The sequence below is a fragment of the Gammaproteobacteria bacterium genome, from assembly GCA_033720895.1.
Lineage (GTDB): Bacteria > Pseudomonadota > Gammaproteobacteria > Natronospirales > JAJUFS01 > JAWWBS01.
Genome location: JAWWBS010000090.1, coordinates 1 through 5,472 on the forward strand (window position 1 = coordinate 1; position 5,472 = coordinate 5,472).

The 5,472-nt window shown below is 61.8% G+C and carries 8 protein-coding genes and 2 tRNA genes; 2 read left to right on the forward strand and 8 right to left on the reverse strand.

All coding sequences use genetic code 11. From position 1 onward, the window contains the following. The coding region (locus tag R3217_10105) for a CBS domain-containing protein (GenBank protein MDX1455798.1) at positions 1-313 on the forward strand (313 nt) is incomplete at its 5' end. A gap of 19 nt (positions 314-332) precedes the next feature. On the opposite strand, the gene R3217_10110 is transcribed toward R3217_10105, so the two are convergent. From R3217_10110 to R3217_10120, 3 genes are read right to left on the reverse strand one after another with little or no spacing between them, the layout of a single operon-like run. Beyond that, on the reverse strand, positions 333-782 hold the full coding sequence (locus R3217_10110; protein ID MDX1455799.1) for a sulfur transferase domain-containing protein: 450 nt from the start codon (positions 780-782) through the stop codon (positions 333-335). A gap of 31 nt (positions 783-813) precedes the next feature. Then, complete coding sequence (locus R3217_10115) at positions 814-1,566, reverse strand: sulfite exporter TauE/SafE family protein (GenBank protein ID MDX1455800.1); 753 nt, start codon at positions 1,564-1,566, stop codon at positions 814-816. After that, positions 1,566-1,904 carry a metalloregulator ArsR/SmtB family transcription factor gene (locus tag R3217_10120; protein ID MDX1455801.1) on the reverse strand — a complete coding sequence of 113 codons (339 nt, stop codon included), beginning with the start codon at positions 1,902-1,904 and terminating at the stop codon, positions 1,566-1,568. Before R3217_10120 ends, R3217_10115 begins: the two co-directional genes overlap by 1 nt. 102 nt (positions 1,905-2,006) lie before the next feature. Here R3217_10120 and R3217_10125 point away from each other — a divergent pair, with 102 nt between their 5' ends. After that, complete coding sequence (locus R3217_10125; GenBank protein MDX1455802.1) at positions 2,007-2,879, forward strand: MBL fold metallo-hydrolase; 873 nt, start codon at positions 2,007-2,009, stop codon at positions 2,877-2,879. Positions 2,880-2,915: 36 nt separating this feature from the next. On the opposite strand, the gene R3217_10130 is transcribed toward R3217_10125, so the two are convergent. From R3217_10130 to R3217_10150, 5 genes are all read right to left on the reverse strand, one after another. Continuing rightward, positions 2,916-2,992: transfer RNA gene (locus R3217_10130), tRNA-Arg, on the reverse strand. A 99-nt stretch (positions 2,993-3,091) separates the two neighbouring features. Then, positions 3,092-3,184, reverse strand: a tRNA-Ser gene (locus tag R3217_10135). Between the two features lie 136 nt (positions 3,185-3,320). After that, entirely contained in the window at positions 3,321-3,509 is a 189-nt protein-coding gene (csrA, locus tag R3217_10140) for a carbon storage regulator CsrA (protein ID MDX1455803.1), read from the reverse strand. A gap of 190 nt (positions 3,510-3,699) precedes the next feature. Then, complete coding sequence (locus R3217_10145; GenBank protein ID MDX1455804.1) at positions 3,700-4,926, reverse strand: aspartate kinase; 1,227 nt, start codon at positions 4,924-4,926, stop codon at positions 3,700-3,702. 41 nt (positions 4,927-4,967) lie between these two features. Beyond that, positions 4,968-5,472, reverse strand: a 505-nt coding sequence (locus R3217_10150; protein MDX1455805.1) for a DHHA1 domain-containing protein, incomplete at its 5' end; no start/stop codon positions are given.

Sequence of the window (5,472 nt, forward strand, 5' to 3'; positions counted from 1 at the left end):
ATCGCAGGTTGACGTACTCCGTTGCAAACAGGATCCGTCCAACAACCCCAAGGCAGTTCATGCCTGGGAAATCTGCAATACCCGTCCAGAGATCGCGCACTTCAGGGACGAGGTCTCTGAGGTGGTCGGCCGCCTGCTGACCACGCACGTTCGTTGTGTCGTGGTTGTCGACGATACCGGCACGATTGTCGGCCTCGTTCACCATGAAGACCTGCTAAAGGGCATGCTGCAGCAGGAAACCGATCCCGCTGCAATCACTCCCGAACGTCCGTCACCAGCACCCACCCTGGCAGCTGGCAACGAGCAGAACTGAACGAACTGCTTGCTGGCACCTAGGCCAGCTGCATTGCCACGAAGCCTTCCAGGCCAGCCAGACCGGCACGCCGACCGGCGGCCAGGGCCGCCGCCATGTCTGCTCCCTGGCAGCAGCTTTCACGCAGGGCGTACAGCGCCCCGACGCGGTTGCCGGATCCACAGTGAATGATCATCGGCTGGTTCGCCTCCTCGGACAGCAAGGCATCGAGTCGCCGGGCATTTTCGTCGGTCACGTCCTGCGGGCCATTCACCGGGAGGTATTCGAATCGCAAGCCCCGGTTTTCCGCGGCGGCCTGCACGTCGTAGTCGAATTCCGATCGATCGCTGACACACACCAGGCATTTCACACCAGCTTCGGCGGCGGCGGCGATGTCCTCTTCCGCAGGCTTGCCGGCTGAAAAAAGTCCGCGCTCGAATTCCTTCAGGTTTTTCCAGTTCACCAGTTTGCTGCTATCAACTTCAGGCATTGCTTGCTCCGTCATTCAGAATGAATGGCCCTCAGGCCAGGTTTTTCCAGAAAATCGCGATTGCCATCACCACCAGGAAGACGGCAAAGCCCTTGCGAAGCGCTGCCTGCGGGATTCGGGATGACACCCGTTCACCCAGCGCGCCGCCCACTGCGCCTATCAGGATGAACATGCCGATCAGTGGCCAGTCGAAACTGTTGGCTGGCAGCACCTGCCAGTAACCAATCGCACCGCTCAGCGACTTCAAGGCGATGACCAGCAGGCTAGTACCGACTGCCACCCGCATGCTCAATCCACCCAGCAACACCAGGGCCGGCACGATCATGAAGCCGCCACCCACGCCGACAAGGCCGGTGAGGATGCCGACCAGCAAGCCGTCCATGCCGATCTTCCAGGCCGAACGCAGCGGTTGTTCGACACCCGCAGCCACAAGTTTCGGTGGCCGCGCCATCAACACGGCAGCGGCGAGCATGACCGTTGCAAACAGCAACAGCTGCACGGTACCGCTGATCCACGCGGACAGCATGGCGCCCACCCAGGTACCCGCCATGCCCGGCAGGCCGAACCACAGGACACTGCGGCCATCGACCTGCCCTGCCCGCAGGTAGGACAGGGACGACACCAGGGCAATACCACCGACAATCACCAGGCTGCCGGCAATGGCCACTTTCTCGGGTTGTTCCAGCAGGTAGACCAGCACGGGCACCGTGAGTATCGAACCACCGGAGCCCAGCAGGCCGAGGCTGAGACCGATCAACAAGGCAGCCAGCAGGCCGATGCCCATCATGTTGTTGCTCCTTTGGCGGCGCCTGCCGTGCTGTCATCTGCGCTTGCACAAAACGCCTCGTGCAGCGTCTCCATCACCCGGGTGGCCGGGCCCGCGCAGATCGAGTAATGGATGGTCTGCCCATCGCGCCGGGTCTTTACCAGGCCGTCGTCGCGCAGGCGCGCCAGGTGCTGGGACAGGGAAGACTGGCTCAGCGCAATGTCGCGGTTCAGCTCGCCGACGCTGCGCTCGCCGGCCACGAGGTAACAGAGAATCATCAGGCGATGGCGGTTGGCCATGGCCTTGAGCAGGCTTTCCGCAGCATCCGCATGTGACGCCATGTCAGCGGGATTCATCGTGGCCTCCTGAGCTGGTTTCGTATCATGTCGCGCATATTGTAATTAAGATTTCCCTAATTTACAATCTATTAATATATATTCCCGAGAGAGCACGCATTCATGAGCACGAGTATCAAAAGCTTTTTTGACGAGGACACCTCCACCTACAGCTATGTCGTGGCCGACACCGCGAGCTCGAAGGCAGCGATCATCGACCCGGTCATGACCTTTGATCCTGCCTCCGGCACGCTGGATGGCAGCTCCATCGAACCGCTGCTGGACTATATCCGCGAGCAGGCGCTGGAGCCGACCTGGATCCTGGAAACCCACGCGCATGCCGATCACCTGAGCTCGGCACCGCTGCTGAAGGAGCACTTCCCGGCGGCCACGACCGCGATCGGTCGCGGCATTACCCGGGTGCAAGCCACTTTCAAGACGGTGTTCAACCTGGAAGAAGACTTCCAGACCGATGGCTCGCAGTTCGACCGCTTGCTGGAAGAAGGCGACAGCCTGCCACTGGGCGACATGCAGATCGAGGTCATCGCAACGCCAGGACACACCTCGGACAGCGTGACCTACCTCATTGGAGATGCGGCTTTCGTCGGCGATTCGATCTTCATGCCCGACATGGGAACGGCCCGCTGCGATTTCCCCGGCGGCGATGCGACAACGCTGTACCAGTCCATCCAGAAGCTGTTTGACCTGCCGGACGAGACGACCTTGTACATGTGCCACGACTACGCCCCGGGCGGCCGCGAGCACAGGAATGTCACCACTGTCGGGGAGGAACGCAAGCACAACATCCACGTGGGCGAGGCGCACAGCCTGGAGGATTTCAAGGAAATGCGCGAAGCCCGCGACAAGACGCTGGGTGCGCCACGCCTGCTCTATCCCTCCGTGCAGGTAAACATTCGGGCCGGCCACCTGCCGCCCGCCGAGTCGAATGGCAGGCGCTACCTGAAGCTGCCGCTGAAATCGGTGGCGGTGGAATGAAAAAAGCCCCTCGATTGCTCGAGGGGCTTTCTTGTATGGCGCGCCCGGAAGGAGTCGAACCTCCGACCTTCTGGTTCGTAGCCAGACGCTCTATCCAGCTGAGCTACGGGCGCAATACTTGCCGGTTTTCACCAGCGAAGGCGCGGCATTATACCGGCCAGCGCGAGGCGGGTCGACCCTCAATCGGGGATTTTGACCGCCGAGGTGAAAACTGGCGGAGAGAGAGGGATTCGAACCCTCGAAGAGGCTATAAACCCCTTACTCCCTTAGCAGGGGAGCGCCTTCGACCACTCGGCCATCTCTCCTGAAACTGCTCGTCTAGACGAGTTTTCGGCGGGAACGTCCCGCCGAAGGTTGGCAATCATACCGACCGGCTGGCCGGAGAACAAGCCGGACAAGGCCATGGATGGCCGATTCCGGCCATGCCGTCATGCCACCCGCTCATTCGGCCTTGGGTGGTTCCTCGCCCTCGTTCTGGATTCGCTGATAGATTTCCTCGCGATGAACCGCGACATCCCTGGGTGCATTGACGCCCAGGCGAACCTGGTTGCCCTTCACGCCCAGCACGGTAACGGTGACGTTGTCACCGATCATGACCGTCTCGCCAACCCGCCTTGTCAGAATCAGCATGGTGGATCCTCCTGTTTTCCCTGTCTCAATCACCCTGGACCTTTCTCGGTCCTGACTTTTTTATTTTCCCTGGTCGGCCTTCCCTGTTGCTCCAGCCTGCTCGATTTGCACCTCTCCGGGTACTTGATCCGCTGAGTGCAGCCACGCGAGCGAATGGCGGCGACGGTGTTGACGCTGATGACCCGAACAATCAGTCGATCATAAACTCTCGATACAGATGGCGCACTGCATCATTCGCCTGCGCATCCGTCACGATCAAGGAACAGCTTAGCTCATTCTTCCGGGCCGCCTTGCTGCTGATTCCAGCCTGCTCGAGGCAGGCCATGGCAGCCTCAAGGCAACTGGCATGATCCGGAATCGCAGCTCCTACCATTGAAATCTCTGCAACACCCTGTTCTATATGGAGTTTTCCGGACCTTTCCAGGATCAATGGCTGCATGATCTCGTGGGCCAGATCGTGATCTCCCTCGGCCACAATGAAAGTAAAGTTCATGCTGCCGGCTTCTGCCACTTCCCGTCGAACCAGGGCCAGGTCGATACCACCGAGCCGGCTGGCCTCGGTCAGTTTATCCAGCAGGCTGCCCAGGTCGTCACCGCCCTCCAGGCTGATACCCAGGGTGGCCAGGTGCCTGCGGCAGGCTATGCCCGTCACACCGCTCCCGGACACTGGAAGGTCGGCGTCGGCGCAGACGCGGGTTCCGGGTTTGTCGGTTTCGAAAGTGGACAGTACGCGCAACGCAACGGCCTGCTCTTTCGCGACCCGGACCGAATCGACCTGCAGCACCTTGCTGCCGGCGGCGGCCAGGCATTCCATTTCTGCCATCTCGATTTCGGCAAGACATTCGGCATGCTCGACGACGCGCGGATCGGCCCGGTAGACACCGTCGACATCCGTGAAAATCTGGCATTCGTCGGCACCCAGAGCAGCAGCCAGCATGACCGCCGTCGTGTCGCTGCCACCGCGTCCCAGGGTGGTAATGCTGTTCTCGCCGCCAACCCCCTGGAAACCTGCGACCACCGGTATGCGGCCGCGCTCCAGCGTGGCCGTCAACGACCCGGTGTCGATGGTGTCGATGCTGGCACGACCATGGAGGTTGTCGGTCTTGATGCCGGCCTGCCAGCCGGTAAAGGAACGCGCCGTGTAACCGACCTTTTCCAGGGCCATGCACAGCAAGGCGGCCGAGACCTGTTCACCAGTGGCCAGCAGCGCATCGAGTTCACGTGGATTGGGGCGTCCGTGGCTGCTGATGGCGCGCGCCAGGTTCAACAGGGAATCGGTCTGGCCGGCCATGGCGGACACCACGACCACGACCTGGTGCCCCTCGGCAATGCTGGCCGCCACTCGCGCGGCGACGCCGTCGATGCGATCCAGGCCGCCGACCGAGGTACCCCCGAATTTCTGAACCAGCAATGCCATCCCTGCTCCGCCCCCCGGCCGAAGAATGTTCAGCTGGCCGGCTAGCCGAGCTGCCCGCCGACCCAGTCGACAACGCCCGCCAGCGCGGCATCAAGCTTGTCGGGCTCGGAACCCCCGGCCATTGCCATGTCCGGGCGACCACCGCCCTTGCCACCGACCTGCTGGGCCACGTGATTGACCAGGTCGCCTGCCTTGATGGATTTCGTTTCGGCCTTGGTCACGCCGGCAGCGAGCTGCACCTTGCTGCCATCGACCGCAGCCAGCACGACTGCCGCCGCACCGAGCTTGTTCTTCATCTGGTCGACGGCATCGCGCAGGGATTTGGCATCCGCGCCATCGATGCGTGCAGCCAGCACCTTGATGCCGCCCACATCGACGGCCTGCGCGGACAGGTCGCCGCCCTGGCCGGTGGCCAGTTGACTGCGAAGCTTGTCGACTTCCTTTTCCAGCTTGCGGGACTTGTCCAGCAACTGCTCGATACGACCTTCGACTTCATCCTTGCCCGCCTTGACGCTGGCTGCGATGCGAGCGAGTTGCTGCTCCTTG